Origin of the sequence: Antarctobacter sediminis, assembly GCF_019218285.1 — a bacterium.
GTDB lineage: Bacteria > Pseudomonadota > Alphaproteobacteria > Rhodobacterales > Rhodobacteraceae > Antarctobacter > Antarctobacter sediminis.
Window position 1 is genome coordinate 87,135 of sequence record NZ_JAHUZG010000006.1, and the last position, 18,123, is coordinate 105,257.

The window sequence follows — 18,123 nt, forward strand, 5'->3', positions numbered from 1 at the left end:
TGTCGGCGTGCGCGGTGGCGGTGGGCTGCGTGTCCAATGGTAATTGCAGATCGCTGCGCTGATGGCTGTTCTATTCTTACCTGACGTTGCCCCGCGGTGGCCCCGGTGGGCGAAAGGAAACTGAAATGACAAACAATAGCAAAAACGTGGCTGTAGTCGGGTTGGGCGCGATGAGCTACGGCATTGCCGTCTCCGCGCTTCGCGGTGGCCACAGGGTCTGGGGGGCGGACATCAGCTCCGATCATGTTGCCCGGTTCCAGGCAGAGGGCGGGCAGGGCGGTGCCCTGACCAACGCCGCCGGTGATCTGGATGCCGTTGCGATTGTTGTTCTGAACACAGCCCAAACCAATAGCGTGATTTTCGGCGTGGATGGTATCGTCGCCCGGTTGCGGTCCGGAGCGGTGGTCGTAGCCTGTGCCACCGCGCCCTCGGCCTTTGAAAGGGAGATGTCGGTGCGCTGCGCCGCGGACGGGATTCTCTATCTCGACGCACCGATTTCGGGCGGAGCCGCGAAGGCCGCCAGCGGGAAATTGTCGATTGTGGCCTCGGGCACGCCCGATGCCTTGACCGTTTCCCAGCCGTTCTTGGATAGCATCGCCGAGATAGTGTTCGAGCTCGGGGGCGAAGCCGGGACAGGCAGCGCTATGAAGGCGGTCAACCTGCTTTTGGCTGGAGTGAATATTGCCACCATGGCCGAGGCGCTGACCTTTGGCATGACCCAGGGTTTGGCCCCCGAGAAGTTCGTCGAGGTGATCAGCAAATGCGCCAGCACCAGCTGGATGATGGAAAACCGTACACCACATATCGTACTTGGGGACTGCACGCTGCTGAATTCGGTCATTATTTGGCCCAAGGATCTGGGCATCGTGCTGAACATCGCGAGGTCAGCGCGGTTCAGTCCCCCGATCACTGCCCTTGCGATGAGGCAGTTCCTCGCCGCCGTAGGGATGGGGCTTGGTCAGGAGGATGATGCTGCAGTGGCCAAGGTCTATACCCGTAGCGCGCGTCTGGCATTGGCGGGAGAGGACAAATGACGACCGTTCTTGGCTGTATTGCCGATGACTTCACCGGTGCAACGGACCTTGCCGGGCTCCTTGCCCGCAGCGGGGTTCGGGTTTCCCTTAGGATTGGTGTCCCCGAACAACCGCCGTCGGATCCTGCCGCTTTCGAGGTGATCGCGCTGAAATCACGAACCGCTCCCGTGTGTGAAGCCGTTGCCGAGACACTCGCTGCGCTGAAATGGCTGCAGGCGGCGGGGGCGCGGCGCTTCTTTTGGAAGTATTGCTCGACTTTCGACAGCACGGCAGAAGGCAATATCGGCCCCGTGGCCGAAGCGCTGATGGCGGATTTGGGCACGGATCAGACGATCTATTGCCCGGCCTTCCCGGAAAACGGGCGCTCCATCTTCATGGGCAATCTGTTTGTCGGGCGTCAGCCGCTGGCGGAGAGCCCGATGAGGGATCACCCGCTGACCCCCATGCGCGACAGCAATCTGATGCGCCTGCTGAAACCGCAGGTGACGCTCCCCGTGGGGCTGGCGGACAGGTTGACGGTGGCGCAGGGGCCGCAGGCGCTGCGGGCGGAGCTGGACGCGCTGAAGACGCAGGGCGTGGCTCACGTGGTGGTCGATGCCGTGGCAAACGAGGACCTGTCAGTGATCGCCGAAGCCTGCCGCGGCATGCCGCTGATGACTGGCGGCAGCGCCGTGGCCATGCCGCTGCCCGCGCTTTACCTGGCCGATGGCACGCTTTCGCCTGATGCGCCCAAGGCAAAGGCGCCGACGCTTGGCAGAGGCACCATCGTGCTATCGGGCAGCTGCTCTGCCCTGACCAACAAGCAGGTGGCGGATTATATCAACCGCGGCGCCACGGCCTTCCAGCTGGACCCGCTGGCACTGGCGGAGGACGGACCGCAGAAGGCGCTGGACTGGTTGGCGGGACAGAATCTGGAGGCGGCTCCGTTGATCTACGCCACGGCCAATCCAGAAAGCGTACGCGCGGCGCAGGACAGGCTGGGCGTGGCTGGCGCAGGCGAGATCGTCGAAGCCGCGCTGTCGGCCTGCGCGGTCGCGGCGCGCGACAGGGGCGCGCGCCGCGTGATCGTTGCGGGCGGAGAAACCTCTGGCGCGGTCACCAAGGCGTTGGGTGTCGCCCAGTTGGACATCGGGACAGAGATCGCGCCCGGTGTGCCCTGGACCTATTGCCACTCTGGCGGTCTCCAGATCGCGCTTACCCTGAAATCCGGCAATTTCGGCCGCGAGACGTTCTTTACCGACGCGCAGGAAAGGCTGACGTCATGACCGCAGAGGCGCGCTTGCGCGAACAGATCTGTCTCTTGGCCAAATCGATGTTCGACCGTGGCCTTACCAGCGGCAGTACCGGCAATATCTCGGCCAAGACCGAGGATGGCGGCCTGTTGGTTTCGCCGACCGGCACCAGCTTTGGCCGGCTCGATCCCGCCCGGCTCAGCCGCTTCGACGCTGATGGCAACCACGTCGAAGGCGACAAACCGACCAAGGAAATGCCGCTGCATTCCGCGTTCTACGACACCCGCAGCACGGCGGGCGCGGTGGTGCATCTGCATTCCTGTCATTCCGTCGCGCTTTCCATGATGCCGGACGTGGACGAAGACAACTTCCTGCCGCCGCTCACGCCCTACGGGATCATGAAGCTGGGCCGGGTCAAGCTGTTGCCCTTCTTCCTGCCGGGCGACCCGGCGATGGGTGAGGCGGTGCGCGGGCTTGCCGGCAAACGCAGCGCGGTGATGCTGGCCAATCACGGCCCCGTCGTGGCCGGCAAGGATGTCGAGGCCGCCTGCAACGCTATCGAGGAGCTCGAAGACACCGCGCGCCTGGCGATGCTGACGCGGAGCGTGCACCCGCGCGGCCTAACTGAGGCCGAGGTTCGGGCGCTGATCACCAAATTCGATGTGGAGTGGGACGGATGAGATTTTCTGCCAACCTCGGTTTCCTGTGGGCCGACCGACCGCTGCCCGAAGCCATCCGGGCCGCCAAGGCGTCGGGGTTCGACGCCGTCGAATGCCACTGGCCCTATGACATTCCCACCGACGCGGTGAAGGCCGCTCTGGATGAGACCGGTCTGCAGATGCTGGGCCTGAACACCCGGCGTGGCGCTGTCGCCGCCGGTGACAATGGACTGTCGGCCATCCCCGGCCGCGAAGCCGAAGCGCGTTCGGCCATCGACGAGGGCATCGCCTATGCTGCCGCCATCGGAACACCGAACATCCATGTCATGGCCGGGTTTGCCGCTGGGTACGCGGCCCGCAACACCTTTGTCTCGAACCTGAAATACGCCTGCGCGCAATCCGCCCCCCACGGCATCACCATCCTGATCGAACCGCTGAACAAATACGACGCGCCGGGCTATTTCCTGACGACGACCGACCAGGCGCTGGCGATCATCGAGGCGGTGGGGATGTCAAACCTGAAACTGATGTTCGACTGCTACCATGTGCAACTGATGGAGGGCGATCTGTCTCACAGGATCGAGACGCTCCTGCCGTCGATTGGGCACATCCAGTTCGCTTCTGTCCCGGGTCGCGGCTCCCCGGATCATGGAGAGATCAACTATGACCACGTGTTCCGGGTCATTTCCGATCTGGGCTATGGCCGTCCGCTAGGCGCGGAATACAAACCCGACGGTAGCACCGACGACACGCTTGGCTGGCTGAACGACCGGGTTGCCAAGCGGGTGTAGGCGTCCGAAATGCAGAGAGATCTACTATTCCTACCCGATAACTACTTTTTGACATTTTTCCCTGTTATCCACGAGAAAAGCAGCAGCCGTAGAGGCTCGCAATTGGCAGTCTTGCGCACCAAGCTTACTTCCATCAAGCCTGCAAAAATGTCCGCTACAAGTAGTGTTCGAAGCTATTTTCAGACAGAGGTCAATCGCATCTCGCTTCGAGTAGCCGCTCAGTGGCCAGTTTTATTTGATTCAAGTAGCGTTCATGCCCATCTACAAGAGACATTGCGAGGTCCGGTGAACCTGTTGTTCCCGCAAGTTCGATCTGTGTGCAGAACCAATTGAGGACCGCGCCACGCGGCAAAGTGTCGGCGGGCGGGAAATTTTGTTCAACAGCAGGTGCTTTGGCGATTTCGCCGCTGAGCAATTTGGCGGCGAAACCTGGATCAGCGACAAAGGGGCGGCCTATCCCGATCAAGTCGGTTTTGCCGCGTGAAATGGCGTCGTTCATGACGCAGGAAGATCGAAAACCTCCGGTGACCATCAGGGGAATGGTCAGTGCCACCTTGATCGCGGCGGCGTAGTCGAGAAAGTAAGCTTCGCGTATCTGCGTCGAACCACTTTTCGAAACGTGTTGATATGCCGTCGGTTTTTCGAAATTGCCGCCGGAGATTTCGATGAAATCTATTCCCTCGGCTTCCAGCATCACGGCTACCTGAACAGCCTCGGCGTGGTCGAAGCCGCCTTTCTGGAAGTCGGATGAGTTCAGTTTGACGGCAACAATAAAATATGGATTCACGGCGCTCCGAACCGCTTTGACCACCTCAATCACTAGCCGTGCCCGGTTTCCCAATGAACCGCCCCAACGGTCGGTGCGGGTGTTGATCCGGGACGACAAGGCGGAACTCAGCAGGTAGCCATGTGCGGCGTGAATCTCAACGCCATCAAAACCAACCTCTTGAGCGATTCTGGCGGACCGGACAAACTTTGCAATGATCTCTTCGAAATCGGACTCGCTTGCCGGGGTCGGCTTGCCGTAGCCCGGTAAATCCAATTGGAGGTCTGAAACAGATGTTGGGGAGGCATTGATCGCTTCGGGGGTTTGCCGACCGGCGTGAGCGAGTTGCACGAGGGTTTTGGCGTCACCGCTTTTACCTGCCGCGGCCAGTGCTGAGGCGCTCTTCATATCCGTATCGGGGTCCAGAACGAAGTTTCCCGCGTGTTCGAGGTGCATTCTATCCACAGGTGTGTTTCCGGTGATCAGCAATGCCGCGCCCCCCGAGCTCCATCGCGCGAAGAGGTCGATAAGGGCGTGTGTTGGATTGTTGTCCGCGTCCGCAAGCGCCTCTGACATCGCGGATTTCACGATGCGGTTTTTGAGTGTGACGCCATTTGGCAGGATGAGAGGGTCGTTGATGGTCATGGCTACACTTCCTCTTGCAGCGTTTTCAGCATCGCCGCGATGGCTTCTTCATTCCGGCTGTAGAAAGTCCATTGGCCATGTCGTTCCGAGGTCACGAGGTTCGCATCCTTGAGCAGGCGCATGTAAGTCGACACTGTCGATTGAGAGAGGTTGGCCCTTTCCTGAATGTAGCCGACGCATACACCGGTCAGATCAGCGTGTTCCGGCAAGGCTGGCGGGAAGTTGGAACGGTCCTTGAGCCACGCAAGTATCTGGCGGCGGATCGGGTTGTTAAGAGCTGAGAGAGCTTTATCTATGTTCATATATCGATTTATCTCGATATTATGAATTTAAGTCAAGCCGCCCAACACCAGCAGGGGGCAGGTCAAGTGGTGTCTTCATTTTCCAGCGATGAACTCATAGAGGCGCCTTGAAAGGTCGGCCCGCTCGCCAGAAGTGTCAATTCTGCGGTAGCTTGCATCCAGCCCCTTCAAACTGTGATCGCAAAAGGCGTCCGCAATGTGGTCGGGGACGGGCGGCGAGGCTCGGCGACAGTATTCCTTGATCGCATTCCGGAAGCCGTGATTGGTCAAACTGGTATCGTATCGCTTGAGGATCTTCAGGAGCGCATTCGGCGAGACATGGCCTCGCGTCGTCGGGCTCTCGAAGGCGAACTCAGCAGAGGGATTTGCGGCCTTGAGCGCGACCAGTTGAGCCAGGAGGCCATCCGGTATCCGCAGGGAATACTCGCGGCCCGATTTCATGTGACCAGTATCCTCCTTGCTGCTGCGCGCAGGGACGGTCCAAACACCTGTGTCGAGATCGATATGATCCCACCTCGCCTGGACGACCACGCCCACGCGGTGCCCTGTCACCATGGCGACAAGGATCGCGAGTTTGGTGGACGGGCTGGCGTTGGTCGCCTGAACAGCTTGCCACAGCCGCGGCATATCCTCGGCCGGCAACGTTCCGTGATGGCGTTTCGGCGTGCTCCTCTTGGGGAATTGCGACCTTGGCGGCGTGGGGTTTTCCTCGCGAAACTCGCGCGTGATCGCCAGTTCAAAGACCTTGTCGATGTGCCCCAGAGCATGCCCTGCCGTGACCGGAATCTTGCGGAAGAGCGGCAGCAAGAGGTCATGGATTTCTCGACGTCGGATCTCGTTGATTGGGCGTTTGCCGATCACGGGGCTGATGTGCTGCTCATGGATCGCACGTGGGCGGCGACGGCTTGGACCGGCTTGCAGATGCGGTTCGACATCCGCGAACCAGTCTTGCCAGAGATCATCATAGGTGGGCACCCGATGGTCGTGTTGATCCGAAAGACCGCCCAGCACCGCACCTCGGACAACCTTCTCAAAGGTGGCCGCATCGTTCGAGTTGGCCAGCCCCTTCTTGAGCGCCTCGATCCCGAACCCTTCGCCGCGCAGGCGCTTGGCGGTCAGCGCAATTTCACGCGCCGTCGCCAGCTTGACTTCCGGATAGTCACCGACCTTCAGCCAAGTCTTGGGCCGGAGATAAAACGCCTTGCTTCCGGAAGGCCAGCCACGAACGTAGAGCCCGTCTCGCCCACCAACACTGCGGGCTTCGCCCGGCTTCTCGGGCTTCCATTTGCGGATGGCTACATCAGTGGACATTGGACTGGGCAAGAGAGACACTCCGGATACACTTTATCTCTGACATTCGGCGACATGCGATGAGATCAGATGACACGAGAATCGCCATATTATTCTGAAAATTTACATTTTTTACCAGTAAGCGCCACGGAAATCGCGCACTGTATCGCTCCCTGAGCCTCCGCCACCGCCGCCTTTGTTGCCTGTTTTCCAGCTTGCCTGAGATGCCTTGGTGAGCTGAGAGTTGGGGCGTTTCCTGTTCCGATCAGTTTCATTGGCTTTCATCCGTCTCCGACCGTTTGCGCAATCGCTTGTGAAAACATCCGCGAGGGGTGTCCGCCGATCGCGTGGGACACGGCATCGGCCTCTTGCCATAGCGATGTTACAATTTGTTGGCGGAGACTGTCCGTCATCCTGTGGCACGGTGTGGCCACGGCGAGCGCACCCCGAGCCATTCCGCTTTGGTCGAAGAAGGGAACCGCAATGCCATAGACGTCCTCTTCGTTTTCTTCTTCGGACGTTGCATATCCCTGCCGCTGCACAATCGCGATGCTTTCGCGGACTTCTTCCGGATCGGTCATGGTGTAGATCGTCTGGGATTTCAGCGGCAAAACCAATGTCCGGTCTCGTAGCGCTTGGGAGCCAAATGCCAACACCGCGACACCGGATGCGGTGCTGTGAAGCGGCAGTATCTCGCCCGCGATCAGGGACACCCGCGTGCTGCGCGTGCTTTCGCAAATTCCGATTGTCGCAAGAGCTGGCCCTGAGATGATCGAGGCATGTGCCGTTTCACCGAGGTTATTTGCCAACTGTTCCAGTGCCGGGCTCACAATCGAAGCAATGGGTGAGGTCGCCTCGCGGATCTGCGCCAGCCTCAAGACCCCCGCACCCAGAGAATATGCGCGCGTCCCTTCCTTTTGCTCCAGAAGTCCGGCGTCGGTCAGGCTGGTCAACAGGCGATAGACCGAGGCCTTGTTGATCCCGGCGCGTCTGGTCAGTTCGGAAAGGCCCAGTTCGGGCTCTTCCTCGGAGAAATACTCCAGAAGAGACAAGGCTTTGGCAACTGTGGACGACATTGCGCTTCTCCGTTTCGATGAGGCTCCGGAACGACCTGTAGCCTTCGGTCATTGACGCTGAAAATCCGGGGGTTTAAATTATCAACCAGCGGTTACAATATAGAACCATCTTTGAAAGTCAACAACCCGTGGCGCTGCGCGGTGGTGTGAAAGGAGACTGGCGATGTCGGGAATAGTTGAACGCAGGCGCGCTCTGCTTGGGCCGAATGTTTCGACCTTCTACGACGACCCGGTGCATATCGTCCGGGGGGAGGGCGTCTGGTTGTGGGACGCAAGCGGCAGCCGGTATCTGGACTGCTACAACAACGTGCCGCACGTGGGGCATTGCAATCCGCGGGTTGTGGATGCGATCTGCCAACAGGCTGGCAGGCTGAACACCCACACCCGTTACCTGCATACTGGAATTCTGGACTACACCGAGGCGCTTGTAGATACCTTCGACGGCGATCTTCGAACCGCGATACTGACCTGCTCGGGGTCCGAGGCCAACGACATCGCGTTGCGTATGGCCGAAGCAATGACAGGCAAGCGTGGCATCATCGCGACGGATGCAACCTATCACGGCAATACCGCGCTGGTCAGTCACCTGTCCAAAAGCAACATCCCCGAAGTGGGATTTGGACTGGGGCAGTATCTACGCCATGTGCATGCGCCCGACAGCTATCGGATCGACGATCCTGATGGGCAACGCTTTGCCGCGCAGGTGCGGGAACAGATCGACGCGCTGGAGGAGGCGGGCATCGGGTTTGCCGCGCTGATCGTCTGTCCGCTCTTTCTGAACGAGGGCTTCCCGACCCAAGCTGAAGGCTGGCTGAAGCCCGCGGCAGAGGCGGTGCGCAAGGCTGGCGGGCTATTGATCTGTGACGAGGTGCAATCCGGCTTTGGTCGCTCGGGAAGCCATTTCTGGGCGCATCAGAAACAGGGCGTGATCCCGGATGTCGTGACCATGGGAAAGCCGATGGGCAATGGTCATCCCGTCGCCGGTCTGGTGACAACGCCCGAGATCATGGCGCGATTTCGTCACGCGTTCCGATATTTCAACACATTCGGAGGCAACCCGGTCTCCTGCGCCGCGGCCATGGCGGTGTTGCGCGAGTTACAGGACCGTAACCTGCAAGCTCATGCCGCCCGGATCGGGCGACTGGCACAAGAGCGGCTGACCGAATTGGCGAAGAAATACGAGGTCATTGGTGATGTGCGCCAAAGCGGCATGGTTTTTGGTGCAGAGTTTGTTCTTGACCGGGGCACCAAGGATCCAGCCAGCACGTATGCTGACCGAGTGGTCAACGCGATGCGGAACCGGGGCATCCTGCTGTCAAAGCTGGGGCGGCACAAGAACACGCTCAAGATCCGTCCTCCGATGCCCTTCGCCGAAGAGCATCTTGATCTGCTGATTGACACGCTCGACGCGGTCATGGCCGAAACTCCGGTCGCCCCGTGACTGAGGCCGTACAACAGGCACTTACCCTTTGGGGCTTTGCCGGGGCCCGATGCGACTTTGTCGCGGGTCGTGAAAACCGTGTCTACCGAGTTCACACAAACGAGGGAGATTTCGCCCTGCGCCTGAAGCGTCCGGGCTATCGCAGCGAGGCGGAACTGTGGTCCGAATTGCAATGGCTGGATGCGATTGACCGCGCGGGATTGCACGTGCCGCGGCCCCGCCGGTCGCTTTCCGGGAAGCTTTTGGAACAAGTGGGGGGCGGTTTCGCCGACCTGATCGGCTGGATGCATGGTACGCCGCTTGGCGAAGGCCAAGCCCCTCTCGCGCTGGCTGATGGGCCGCTGGTATTTCGGCGGCTGGGGCAGATTCTGGCGCGGCTGCACGAAGCCAGTGATGCCTGGACGTACCCGCCGGGCTTCACCCGCTGCTCTTGGGATGCGGACGGGTTGTTGGGGGAAGACCCGGTCTGGGGGTGTTTCTGGGAGAACCCGACCCTCGATCCCGAAGCACGCGCCTTGTTGGAGCGGTTCCGGGTTCAGGCGAGGCAAGCACTGAAGCGATACGCAGATCGGCTGGACTACGGTCTGATCCATGCTGATCCGTTGCGTGAGAACGTGCTTGTCGATGGGGAAGAAATCAAACTTCTTGATTTCGACGACGGCGGGTTCGGCTTTCGTCTGTTCGACATTGCCACCGCGCTGCTGCGCAACATGGATGAGCCGGACTATCCCACGCTGAAAGCCGCGCTGTTGGAAGGGTATCGCGAGGTTCGGCCGCTGGATGACCGGCTGCTGGATTTGTTTCTTGCCCTGCGCGCGGTCACCTACGTGGGCTGGATCGTTCCGCGCATGGGGGAGGCCGGGGCCGAGGAGCGGAACGCGCGATTCAATGCGCGCGCAAGTAGGCTTTGCGCGTCCTTTCTGGGGGAAACCCATTCAGTCTGAGGGGGAGGCTGACATGACCAAGACGATATTGGTGATCGGTACTTTTGACACCAAGGCAAACGAACTGGATTACCTGATTGGTCGGATCCGCGACGAGGGTGGCAGTGTCCTGACTATGGACGTGAGCGTTCTGGGCGACCCGCCGCAACCGGTCGATATCACCAAGCATGACGTCGCGGCGGCAGCGGACTGCACCATCGACATGCTGATTGCCTTGGGTGAGGAGGGAGAGGCATTCGAGAAGATGAGCGCCGGTGCGGCGGCAACCACGCGGCGGCTCTACGATGAAGGGCGGTTCGATGGAATGATCGCCCTTGGCGGCACCATGGGCACCGACTTGGCGCTGGATTGTGCGCAGGCGCTGCCCATCGGGGTGCCGAAATACATCGTTTCCACCGTCGCAGGATCCCCGTTGATCGCAGCCGAGCGGATGGCGGCGGATGTTCAATTCATCCTCTGGGCTGGAGGGCTCTACGGGCTGAACCCGCTCTGCAAGTCCTCTTTGTCACAGGCCGCGGGCGCGGTGTTGGGCGCAACACGCGCCGTCGAACCACCCGCCTTTCGCCGTCCCATGATCGGGATGACGTCATTGGGCTCATCGTGCCTGAAATACATGAAGCGTCTGCATCCGGAGCTGGTGGCGCGCGGCTATGACGTGGCGGTGTTTCACACCACCGGCATGGGCGGCATGGCATTTGAGAAGCTGGCGACCCAGGGTGCCTTTGCCTGCGTGATGGATTTCTCGCTGCAAGAGTTCGTCAACATGCTGTCAGGGTCGCTCGTCAGTGCAGGCGCAGACCGGCTGACCGGTGCGGGTCGCAGCGGGACACCACAGATGGTCTCCCCGGGGGCCAGTGACATTCTGGACCTCGCCGGGTGGCAAGACATCCCCGACCGTTTCAAGGGCCGCCCCTTTCATCAGCACAACCGGCTGATCAAGAACGTCGCCTTCAACGCAAGTGAGCGCCGGCATATTGCGCGCGAAATGGCGGCGCGACTTGCCGAGGCCACCGGGCCGACCCATGTCTTTCTGCCCGCCCATGGAATTGAAGAATGGGACCGACCGGGGGCGCCGGCCCATGATCCCGAAGGGCTTGCCGCCTTCATCGCAGAGGCGGAAGCCGCGCTTTCAGGTCGTATCCCGACGACCGTGCTCGATTGCCACATCAATGATGAAGCTTTCTGCGAAGCTGTCCTGGCTCGGCTGGATTCCTGGATTGCAGAAGGCGTGGTCCCGACCGGCGTGCCCTTGGCATAAGGATGTACGCCGCGCTTGCGGGTCTCGTCATCTATTGGTTGTGAACCCTGACCCGGGTTCAGCCGGTCGATCTTTCCTTCCGCTCTAACCTGCCGCCAATCCCGTGCTGGAAAGGCGGCACGGAGTTATTCGGCGCAAGCAAGCTTTCACGCGACGGTGCGCGCAGGACCCGGGGAATTTTCCGGGGTCACTTCTGCCGCCAGTGCCGCCGCAAGCTGGATGCTTTCGGGCTTGGTCCGGAAACCCGAGCGACGCTCATGAAGCGGATACTTTGCGCTGCCACGCCAAGAGCTCTGGCCGGAGTGGTGCTGGATTTTCGGCCCCTTGGTCTGGGGTTTGAGCGCCCCCGAAAACCTAAAGTTGTTATTATAAGTAGGTATTTGCCTCAAAATATCGGTGAAAATCGGCGATAGATTGACAAATTACCCGCCCATTCATTACAAATATTGACAAATTAACATCCAAACGTGTACCTACGGGAAAACCGTTTTGGGGGAGATTCTGGCTGCACCTGGCCGAAGGTCCGGGGAGCCGCGCGATACTGTCGGACCGGACCGGGCGACAGCTCGCCACAGAATGCACCTCCCAAAGCTGTCAGACGTCACACCATAGGAAGAGACCATGAAAGACTACATCCTGTCCGATCAGACGCGTGACAAGTTGCGCAAGGTGTCCACGGCTTCCGTGGCCACAGCGCTTTACAAACGCGGGTTGCGCAACCAGTTCGTGCAGGGCGTTACACCGGTCGAGCGCAAGCCAGTGACCATGGTCGGCCAGGCCTTCACGCTGCGCTACATTCCGGCGCGCGAAGATCGCAATCCGATCACCGTGTTTCGCGATCGCGATCACAAGCAGCGCGTCGCGGTCGAAACCTGCCCCAAGGGCCATGTGCTTGTGATGGATGCACGCAAGGACTGCCGTGCCGCAACCGCAGGGTCGATTCTGGTCAGCCGGCTGCAAAACCGCGGCGTGGCGGGCGTGGTCTCGGATGGAGGGGTGCGTGACGCCGCCGGCATCGGTGCGCTCGACATGCCGGCCTATTTCGCCCGCCCCTCGGCGCCCACCAACCTGACGCTTCATGAGGCGATCGACATCAACGTCCCGATCTCTTGTGGCGATGCACCGGTTTTCCCCGGCGACGTGATGCTGGGCGACGGCGACGGCGTCATGGTGATCCCGGCGCATTTGGTCGAGGAGATCGCAGCGGAATGCACCGAGATGGAATCCTACGAGGACTTTGTGCTCGAGCAGGTCAACGGTGGGGCAGGGATCATCGGACTCTATCCGGGGACCGACGATGAAAGCCTCGAGAAATTCAGCAAATGGCGCGCAAAAACAGGACGCTAATATGACATTCATGCCCCATGGCGATCACCTGATCGCCGGAAAACGTGTCGGGACAGACACCAAGTTTGCCTCTGCACCTTCCAGCGGCCACGGCTTTGACTTTTCGGTCGGCACGCCCGCGCTGGTGGACGAAGCCTGCGCCGCAGCGCAAGCGGCTTTTCCCGGCTTTGCCGCCACCTCGCGCGAAGAGCGTGCCGTGTTACTGGAAACCATAGCTGACGAGATCGACGCCCGCGGCGACCAGATTACCGAGATCGGCACCGCCGAGACCGGTCTGCCCGCAGCGCGTCTTGAAGGGGAGCGCGGTCGCACCACCGGCCAGCTCAGGTTGTTTGCTTCCCATATCCGCGACGGCAGCTATCTTGACCGGCGCCATGACGGGGCCTTGCCTGACCGGCAGCCGCTGCCACGTCCCGATCTGCGGATGATGCAGCGTCCTGTCGGTCCGGTTGCCGTGTTCGGTGCCTCGAACTTCCCGTTGGCCTTTTCCACTGCCGGGGGCGATACCGCCGCAGCGCTGGCGGCAGGCTGTCCTGTGGTGGTCAAGGGTCACGGCGCGCACCCCGGCACCGGTGAGATCGTCGCCGACGCCATCGTTGCCGCGCTGGACAAGCTTGGCATGGATGGTGGCATTTTCGGCTTCGTGCAGGGCGGTTCCCGCGCGGTGGGCGAGGCGCTGGTCACCGATCCGCGGATCAAGGCGGTGGGTTTCACAGGCTCGCTGGGTGGGGGGCGCGCATTGTTCGACCTCTGCGCCCAGCGAGACGAGCCGATCCCCTTTTTCGGCGAGCTGGGGTCGGTGAACCCGATGTTCGTGCTGCCCTGTGCCGCCACGGCGCGCGGTGCCGAACTGGGCACCGGCTGGGCCGGCAGCCTGACCATGGGGGTGGGCCAGTTCTGCACCAACCCTGGCATCGCCATCGTGGTCGACGGGTCGGAGGCGGATGCCTTCGTTACCGCCGCAACCGGAGCGCTAAATGCGGTCGCAGCGCAGACGATGCTGACCGATGGCATGGCCGACGCCTATCGCAACGGCGCGCGCCGGATGGCAGAGGGCGCCGGGGTGAAATCGCTGCTGAGCAGTTCCTGCGAGGGGCGTTCGGCGGCGCCCTATCTGTTCGAGGTCTCGGGCGAAGACTGGATGTCCAACGAAGGGCTCTCGGAAGAGGTCTTTGGCCCGCTGGGGCTTGTGGTTCGGGTCAGGGACGCGGCGCAGATGCAAGCCGTGGCCAAGAGCTTCAAGGGCCAGTTGACCGCGACGTTGCAGATGGACGATGGCGACATCGGCTTGGCCCGCGATCTTCTGCCGGTGCTGGAGCGGATGGCGGGGCGGGTGCTGGCAAATGGCTTTCCCACCGGTGTCGAGGTCTGTGACGCGATGGTTCATGGCGGGCCGTATCCGGCCTCGACAAACTTTGGCGCGACCTCGGTTGGCACCCTGTCGATCCGCCGCTTCTTGCGGCCGGTGTGCTATCAGAACCTTCCTGCCGCACTGTTGCCGGCGGACATCGCGTAAGTTTGACGTTTTTCATGGGTCCGTCGGCACGTGATGCCGGCGGACCTCCATCACAGATCCGGCGCGTGAGAGGGAATTTACAAATTATTCCATATGCGCGCCAGAAGCCGTGAGGTTGGCGCTGAGAGGGTCAAATTTGTTCCATAAGTGAACAAAAATGGCTAGTTATCCACAGAAATTGCCTGCAATTAGTAAAAATTTGTGTAGACTTGTAAGGGTGGTTTCTGTAATTTGACCAGGTGATCCGGGGGAGCCGGTCACAAATGCGGCGATTTGCGGGGCCATCGGCCCGGCATCAAACGGGAGGGTGTTGTCAGTCGCACAGAAAGCGCCGGTCTGCGTGCTTCGTCGCGCGCAAGAAGTCTGATCTGAGGGGCGCGGGATGTATCCATAGGTCTGTGCCGCCAGTGACGTCGAAGACCCGGTTTCCCGGCTTTGCACCATTCTGAAACACACAATCAACCGCTCTGGCGCGGACCCGATGACCGGGCCCGCCAGCGCATTCAACGTGCCAGGCTTGCCTGGAGGACACTACTGTTTGGGAGGAACATGTCCATGATTTCTAAAGTCTTCAAAACAACACTTGGCGCGGCGCTCGGCGCTGTTGTTCTCGCCACGTCGGTGGCTGCGGCGGATTTTCCGACCCGCGACATCCGCCTGATCGTACCGTGGCCGGCCGGTGGCGGCGCTGATGCGATTTCGCGCAAGATCAGCAACATCGCTGAGCAGGCACTGCCGAAATCGATCTATGTTGAAAACATTGCCGGTGCAGTCACCGCCACGGGTCTGATCCAGATGACCAGCGCGCGGCCCGATGGCCACACTGTTGCCGTGCTGACCTATGACAGCATCATCACCCTGCCGCGCGGCCAGATGGTGCCGGGTTATTCGCTCGACAACATGAAACCGATCGCGCGGATCACCTCCGAGGCCGACGCCATTGTCGTTTCCAAGCATTCGGGCATCGAAAGTTTTGAGGATCTGGTCGCCCGCGCCAAGGAGAACCCCGGTACAGTGCGTATCGGCGTGGCCCCCAAAGGCTCTGGCCCCTACCTCTCGGTGATGCAGCTCGAAAAACTGCTCGACGTGGATTTCAACGTTATCACCTATGCCGGATCGTCCAGCGCCGAAGCCGAAGCGTTACTCTCGGGCGAACTGGACGCGGCGATCTCTTCCCTGGGCGACTTCAGCGGCCTGCTGGCGTCGGGTGATGCCAAGGGAGTGGTCGAGCTGACCGCGGTGCAGAACGCGACTTACACCGACGTGCCGACGCTGAAATCCAAGGGTTATGACCTGCAAACCGGCAGCTTCATTGTGCTCGCCGCTCCGGCCAACACGCCGGATGACGTGGTCGACACGCTGGAGGCCACGTTCAAGGCAGCCTATGACAGCGCCGAATTTCAGGATTGGCTGGCGCAAATCGGCGTGACCGCCGACTGGCTGGGCTCCGATGATGTTGTGACCTGGATCGACGAGTTGCAGACCAAGACCTTCGCGGTCATGGACGAACTGGATCTGTAAACTCTCCCGACCGCTTGGCTCCCGGTCTTCGGATCGGGGGCTTGCACCGGTACAAGTACCGGTCAGGGGCCGGAGACGTCTGCGACGCCCGGTCCCTTCCTTCTATCTCCGATCCTGCCTTGGTCCCAAAAGGCGACACGCCCCGAGGTACGGCGCAGCGACAGCATTTCGCTGCAAACCCCACCACCCCCAGCCCGGGAGAAGGCGATGCTCTTGAACAGGCAACTGGTATTTCTTTACGTTACACTGGCCGTGTCCATCGGTTATCTCGTGTCCGCACTCAGCTTGGGTGCCCCCGTTGTTGATGACGGCCTGACGCCGGCGTTCTTTCCTATGCTCGTGGGCTGTGCGGCAATCCTCTTTTGCAGCATCCTGATCCTGCAAAAAGCGCGCGACTTGCGCGATGATCCCCCCAACAAGGCACCGCGCACCTTCACCCATCTCTGGGTCGTGGTGGCGATCTTTTTCTACATCGTGGCGTTCAAGCCGCTGGGGTACTTCCTGTCGTCGGGGCTCTTTGTCTTTGCGCTGATCGTGCTGTTCTCGTCCTTCGAGAAACTTGTCATCAAGGCGGTGATTGCAGCCGTGGTCACCGGCGTCGCCTATCTCATGTTCCAGCAATTGTTCGGGGTCCGTCTCCCGATGCTTTGGGTATAGACCATGGACTTCATCATCCAAGTTTTCAGCAGCTTTTCCCTGCTGCTTGATCCGTTCAACCTGACCTATGTGATCATGGGTTTCATTATCGGCACTGTCTTTGCGGCTATCCCGGGCCTGACCGCGACGCTGGCGATGGCGCTTTTGTTGCCGTTGACATACACGCTGAATGTCGAGACCGCGCTGATGGCCTGCGCCAGCATATACATGGCCGGTATGACCGGCGGTTCGATCACCGCCACAACCATCAACATCCCCGGCGCGCCATCCTCTATGATGACCGCCCTTGACGGTTACCCGATGCAGCAACAGGGCAAGGGCGCACTGGCGCTGGGCCATGCGGCGCTCGGTTCGATGTTCGGCGGCGCGGTGGGCGCGCTGCTTTTGATCGCTGTCGCGCCCTTTGTGGCCGAGTTGTCGCTGCTGGTGAAAACCACGGGCAAGTTCTCGCTTTTGGCATTTGCGATCATCGTGGTGGTCATTGCCCAGCGGGGCCGAATTCCGCAGGCCGGGCTGGCCGCGTGTATCGGGCTGATGCTGGCAACGGTCGGGCTTGACGCGATGGAGCCGGTGACACGCTTTACTTACGGCTATTCCAACCTGACTGCCGGGATCGACCTGATGCCGGTGATCATCGGCACCTTCGCCATCGCCGAGGTGTTGAGTCAGGCTTACTCTCACACCGATACCGACGCCGCTGCCAAGGCTGCTGAAAAGGTCAGGATCCGGCGCCGCGATTTCATGCCGCCGCTGTCGGACATCCGCAAGATCGGCTTTGGCGTCTACTTCAAATCCTGCCTGATCGGCTATTTCGTCGGCACCTTGCCGGGTGCGGGGGGGTCGATGGGATCGTTCCTCGCCTACACTGAAACGGTGCGCACCTCAAAAGAGCCTGAAACCTTCGGCAAAGGTAACCCGCAGGGCATCGCCGCATCCGAAAGCGCCAACAACGCAGTCTGCGGCGGGGCCATGGTGCCGATGCTGACCTTCGGCATTCCGGGCGATCCGATCACCGCGATCATGCTGGGCGTTCTGGTCATCAATGGCATTCAGCCGGGGCCGCAATTGATGGCCGACCAGGCCGGACTGATTGCGCCGATGCTGGCTGCGCTCTTGTTCAGTGCGCTCGTGCTCATCCCGCTGACGCTCTGGCTGCTGGGGCCGTATTTCATCAAGATCGTCTCGATGCGCAAGGATGTGCTATATGCGGTGATCGCGCTTCTGGCGGTGGTGGGCAGCTATGTGGCGACCTATTCGACCTTCCAGATGTTCATGGCGCTTGCCATGGGTGTTCTGGCCTTCTACCTGCGGCGCAATGGTTTCCCGGTGATCACCATGTTGCTGGGCTATATCCTCGGGCCAAACCTTGAAGAGTTCCTGCGGCGCTCGCTGGCGCTGTCGAACGGGGATCCGACAACCTTCCTCACCAATCCCGACAGCCTGTTCTTTGTGGCATTGACGCTGGTCTTCTTCTACTTTCTGGTGATCCGCAAACCGGCCGAGTTGCCCGCAGCGTCCAAAGCGAAAGAGTAGTCCGGCAATCTCGGGACCTCCGGACGCGCCAGTTGGTCAGACCTTCTGATCTCATGCGGGTCGGTGGCTGTATTCCAGGCATTTGCGGTATACAAAGGCACCACAGGCGCG

16 protein-coding genes are annotated in these 18,123 nt (G+C 60.8%); 12 read left to right on the forward strand and 4 right to left on the reverse strand.

The window, feature by feature from the left end; genetic code table 11:
- Positions 1-125 precede the first annotated feature (125 nt).
- The 4 genes from KJP30_RS21860 to KJP30_RS21875 are packed head-to-tail and all read left to right on the forward strand — an operon-like array spanning position 126 to position 3,716.
- A complete protein-coding gene (locus KJP30_RS21860; protein WP_218451503.1) occupies positions 126-1,034 on the forward strand; it encodes an NAD(P)-dependent oxidoreductase in 909 nt (302 codons plus the stop codon).
- Positions 1,031-2,299: a 3-oxo-tetronate kinase gene (gene otnK / locus KJP30_RS21865; RefSeq protein ID WP_218451504.1), complete on the forward strand. Its 1,269-nt coding sequence runs from the start codon at positions 1,031-1,033 to the stop codon at positions 2,297-2,299. The genes KJP30_RS21860 and otnK overlap by 4 nt, the downstream gene beginning before the upstream one ends.
- The gene (gene otnC / locus KJP30_RS21870; protein WP_218451505.1) at positions 2,296-2,946 is read left to right on the forward strand and encodes a 3-oxo-tetronate 4-phosphate decarboxylase; all 651 of its coding nucleotides are present in this window, start codon (positions 2,296-2,298) and stop codon (positions 2,944-2,946) included. The genes otnK and otnC overlap by 4 nt, the downstream gene beginning before the upstream one ends.
- Complete coding sequence (locus KJP30_RS21875) at positions 2,943-3,716, forward strand: hydroxypyruvate isomerase family protein (protein ID WP_218451506.1); 774 nt, start codon at positions 2,943-2,945, stop codon at positions 3,714-3,716. Before otnC ends, KJP30_RS21875 begins: the two co-directional genes overlap by 4 nt.
- A 190-nt stretch (positions 3,717-3,906) precedes the next feature.
- Here KJP30_RS21875 and KJP30_RS21880 read toward each other — a convergent pair whose 3' ends face one another.
- From KJP30_RS21880 to KJP30_RS21895, 4 genes are all read right to left on the reverse strand, one after another.
- Entirely contained in the window at positions 3,907-5,127 is a 1,221-nt protein-coding gene (locus KJP30_RS21880; RefSeq protein WP_218451507.1) for an NADH:flavin oxidoreductase/NADH oxidase family protein, read from the reverse strand.
- Between the two features lie 2 nt (positions 5,128-5,129).
- Positions 5,130-5,429 carry an ArsR/SmtB family transcription factor gene (locus tag KJP30_RS21885; RefSeq protein WP_218451508.1) on the reverse strand — a complete coding sequence of 100 codons (300 nt, stop codon included), beginning with the start codon at positions 5,427-5,429 and terminating at the stop codon, positions 5,130-5,132.
- Between the two features lie 75 nt (positions 5,430-5,504).
- Positions 5,505-6,740 carry a tyrosine-type recombinase/integrase gene (locus KJP30_RS21890; RefSeq protein WP_218451509.1) on the reverse strand — a complete coding sequence of 412 codons (1,236 nt, stop codon included), beginning with the start codon at positions 6,738-6,740 and terminating at the stop codon, positions 5,505-5,507.
- A 260-nt stretch (positions 6,741-7,000) separates the two neighbouring features.
- A complete protein-coding gene (locus KJP30_RS21895; protein WP_218451510.1) occupies positions 7,001-7,795 on the reverse strand; it encodes an IclR family transcriptional regulator in 795 nt (264 codons plus the stop codon).
- 163 nt (positions 7,796-7,958) lie between these two features.
- On the opposite strand from KJP30_RS21895, the gene KJP30_RS21900 reads away from it, so the two are divergent.
- The 8 genes from KJP30_RS21900 (at position 7,959) to KJP30_RS21935 (ending at position 18,012) form a co-directional block, all read left to right on the forward strand.
- Entirely contained in the window at positions 7,959-9,236 is a 1,278-nt protein-coding gene (locus KJP30_RS21900; protein WP_218451511.1) for an aspartate aminotransferase family protein, read from the forward strand.
- Positions 9,233-10,180, forward strand: coding sequence for a phosphotransferase enzyme family protein (locus KJP30_RS21905; RefSeq protein WP_218451512.1), 948 nt, complete (start codon positions 9,233-9,235; stop codon positions 10,178-10,180). Before KJP30_RS21900 ends, KJP30_RS21905 begins: the two co-directional genes overlap by 4 nt.
- A gap of 13 nt (positions 10,181-10,193) precedes the next feature.
- On the forward strand, positions 10,194-11,438 hold the full coding sequence (locus KJP30_RS21910; RefSeq protein ID WP_218451513.1) for a Tm-1-like ATP-binding domain-containing protein: 1,245 nt from the start codon (positions 10,194-10,196) through the stop codon (positions 11,436-11,438).
- Positions 11,439-12,059: 621 nt separating this feature from the next.
- Positions 12,060-12,785, forward strand: coding sequence for a ribonuclease activity regulator RraA (locus KJP30_RS21915; RefSeq protein WP_218451514.1), 726 nt, complete (start codon positions 12,060-12,062; stop codon positions 12,783-12,785).
- Between the two features lies 1 nt (position 12,786).
- Positions 12,787-14,301, forward strand: coding sequence for an aldehyde dehydrogenase (NADP(+)) (locus KJP30_RS21920; protein ID WP_218451515.1), 1,515 nt, complete (start codon positions 12,787-12,789; stop codon positions 14,299-14,301).
- Positions 14,302-14,856: 555 nt separating this feature from the next.
- On the forward strand, positions 14,857-15,822 hold the full coding sequence (locus KJP30_RS21925) for a Bug family tripartite tricarboxylate transporter substrate binding protein (protein WP_218451516.1): 966 nt from the start codon (positions 14,857-14,859) through the stop codon (positions 15,820-15,822).
- A 207-nt stretch (positions 15,823-16,029) separates the two neighbouring features.
- Positions 16,030-16,479, forward strand: coding sequence for a tripartite tricarboxylate transporter TctB family protein (locus tag KJP30_RS21930; protein ID WP_218451517.1), 450 nt, complete (start codon positions 16,030-16,032; stop codon positions 16,477-16,479).
- Between the two features lie 3 nt (positions 16,480-16,482).
- Complete coding sequence (locus KJP30_RS21935; protein ID WP_218451518.1) at positions 16,483-18,012, forward strand: tripartite tricarboxylate transporter permease; 1,530 nt, start codon at positions 16,483-16,485, stop codon at positions 18,010-18,012.
- Positions 18,013-18,123 lie beyond the last annotated feature (111 nt).